We start from the raw sequence: 2802 nt of genomic DNA on the forward strand, positions 1-2802 counted from the left end.
GACCGTGCCGCCGCCCAGGGCGAGCACCGCGGCGGCGCCCGCGCCGATCGCCGTGCCGCCGGTCCCGGAGGCCCCGGTCGCCGTCACACCGGTGTCGGGCGCGCCGCTCGGCCGCACGGAGACCTGGCCGTCGGCCGGCGCCCGGGTCGGCTCCGCGCCGGGCGTCTCGCGGGCCGGCTCGGGTGCCCGGGTCGCCTCGGGTGCCCGGGTCGGCTCCGCGCTCTCCGCGGGCCGGGTGGTGGGCGTGGCGGCCGAGGGGACCGGGCTCGGGGTCGCGGGACCGTCCGCGAACGCGGGCCCGGTGCCCATCAGGACGGCGGTGCCCGCGAGGGCCAGGGCGCTCAGGACAGTTCGGCGCATGGAATCGCACTCCTTCGTCGGTCCGCCCGACGGTCGGCGGGCGGGGTGACAGTTCGTGCGGAGAGACGAGACAGCACCGGGGCGGGTTGTAAAGAGATGGCAAAGTCGCCCGAGCGGGCCGGCCGCAGCCCCGGGCCGCCGACGGGCGCCTGGTCCTGGCGGTGGACGTCACCCACCGGCTCCGGCCGGACGCTCCGGTGGACGGGACGCCGTCCGGTCCTCGACGCCGGGGGCCGCCGCGGCGCACGATGGCGGGACGACGCGCAGGACCCCGGAAGGGATGGCCCGTTGACCTCCTCCCCCGTCTTCCCCACCGTCCCCCGCACCGCCGACGTCGTGATCATCGGCGGTGGTGTGATGGGCACGTCCATCGCCTTCCACCTGGCCGAGGCCGGAGTGCGGAACATCGTCGTCGTGGAGCGCGGCGAGCTGGGCCGGGGGAGCTCCGGCAAACCGATCGGCGGCGTACGGGCCCACTTCTCCGACCCGCTCAACATCGAACTGGGCAGCCGGAGCCTGCGCGCCTTCCGGGACTTCCCCGAACGCCCAGGCGCCGACATCCGGCTCGACACCGTCGGCTACCTCTTCCTGCTCACCACCGGGCAGCAGGCCGCGGACTTCGAGGCCGGTGTCCGGCTGCAGAACTCGCTCGGCGTCCCCGGCCGCATGATCACCCCCGAGGAGGCCCGCCGCCTGTGCCCCTACGTCGGCATCGACGGACTGGTCGCCGCCGCCCACTCGCCCGCCGACGGACACGCCCGGCCCGGACTCGTCGTCCAGGGCTACGCGCGGGCGGCGGCCCGGGCCGGGACCGTCCTCGCCACCCACACCACCGTCACCGGCCTCGACACCGCAGGCGACCGGATCACGGCCGTCCGCACCGACCGCGGACGCATCGACTGCGCCACGGTCGTCTGCGCCGCCGGCGCCTGGTCGGCTCACATCGGCGACCTGGCCGGCGTCCCCCTCCCCGTGCGGCCCGTGCGCCGCCAACTGGCCTTCACCACCCCCCTCGCACCACCCGCCCCGCGCATCCCCTTCACCATCGACTTCTCCTCCTCGGCCTACTTCCACAACAGCGACGACGGCCTCCTGTTCGGCCTCGCCGACCCCGCCGAGCCCGACGGCTTCGACACCACCTGGACCCCCCAGTGGCTGGAGCTGTTCCGCGAGGTCGTACGCCACCGCGCCCCCGCCCTCGCCTGCATGGCCACGGCGGGCGGCTGGGCCGGGCTCTACGAAGTCACCCCGGACCACAACGCGCTCATCGGCCGCTCCACCGAGGTCGTCAACTTCCTCTACGCCACCGGCTTCTCGGGCCACGGCTTCCTCCAGGCCCCGGCGGTCGGCGAGATCGTCCGCGACCTCTGCCTGGAGCGCACGCCCTGCGTCGACGTAGGCCCGCTCGGCGCCGACCGCTTCCGCACCGGCGCCGGGACCCGGCCCGAGTCGCACATCGTGTGAGGCGCGAAATATTCGGCTGCGCGCGGGAGCCGCGGCCGTTGGCATCCGACGCGATGACGACTCACTCCCCGAACAGATTGGGGGACCCGTCCGCGCAAGGTGAGTGCTGATGCCCACCGACCTCGCGAACGGGGACTCCCCGCTTTCCTTCTGGCCGCGCGTGCGCGAGTTCGCCGTGCCGCCCTCCATGATCGAGACCGCGACCGCGCGCCGCCGCGCCGGTGACTGGGCCGGTGCCTGCGCCGCCGCGCACCTCGACGTCGACCTCCAACCCCGCCTGGTGGCGCGGCGATACGGCCGGGAATTCGCCGCCCGGCTGCGGGCCGACCTCCGCCACCTCGCCCCCGATCTGCTGCGCTGGCACATGCCGAGGATCGCCCCCGACGGGCTGCTGCGGCCGGGCCTGACCATCTCCCTCGCCCGGTACGGCACTCCGGGCGCCGGAGCGCTCCACCTGGTGGTGCGGACGCCGCCGGCCTGGGCGGACGCCGGCCAGCGGATCAGCCTCGCCCTGTGGGACCCGTCCCGCACCCGGGAGGCCGACCGGCGCCACCCGCACCCCCGCCCCAGCCGGCGCTTCCGGTTCGACCTGCACCCCCATCTGTGGGACGCCCGCCGGGCCGGTGAGCTGCGGGCGCGCTCCGGCGACGGTGGTCCGGACCCGGATCACGGCGGATTGCTGCCGCCCGGGCACCGGTGTGCCGTGGACCGGTGGGAGGCCGAGGCGGAGCTCCTGCTGCGGGCCGAGGGACGGTCCGGCGGCAGGGTCTGCGTACGGATCGGGGCCCGGCACCGGATGGTCCTGGACGTGCCCGGCGACGGCGGCGGCGCCGCCCTGTCGTACGCGCCCTCCCGCGGCCCCTCGCTCCCCGTGCTGCCCGACGCGGCGACCTGGGTGCTGCCCGACCTGGAACTGCTCCGGGCCGGGGCGATCGAGGCCGGGCGCCAGCATCCGCTGGTCGCCTCGGCGCTGGGCCC

The 2802-nt window shown here is 76.2% G+C and carries 2 protein-coding genes and 1 pseudogene; 2 read left to right on the plus strand and 1 reads right to left on the minus strand.

The window, feature by feature from the left end; translation table 11 throughout:
• Positions 1 to 360, minus strand: a 360-nt coding sequence (locus tag ABZ281_RS45000) for a sortase-dependent protein (protein ID WP_356664130.1), incomplete at its 3' end; no start/stop codon positions are given.
• A gap of 288 nt (positions 361 to 648) precedes the next feature.
• On the opposite strand from ABZ281_RS45000, the gene ABZ281_RS45005 reads away from it, so the two are divergent.
• Positions 649 to 1824 carry an FAD-binding oxidoreductase gene (locus ABZ281_RS45005; protein ID WP_356664132.1) on the plus strand — a complete coding sequence of 392 codons (1176 nt, stop codon included), beginning with the start codon at positions 649 to 651 and terminating at the stop codon, positions 1822 to 1824.
• A 109-nt stretch (positions 1825 to 1933) separates the two neighbouring features.
• A pseudogene (locus ABZ281_RS45010) lies at positions 1934 to 2802 on the plus strand (hypothetical protein); the annotation flags it as partial.

Origin of the sequence: Streptomyces sp. NPDC006265 (genome assembly GCF_040613555.1) — a bacterium.
Taxonomy (GTDB): Bacteria; Actinomycetota; Actinomycetes; order Streptomycetales; family Streptomycetaceae; genus Streptomyces.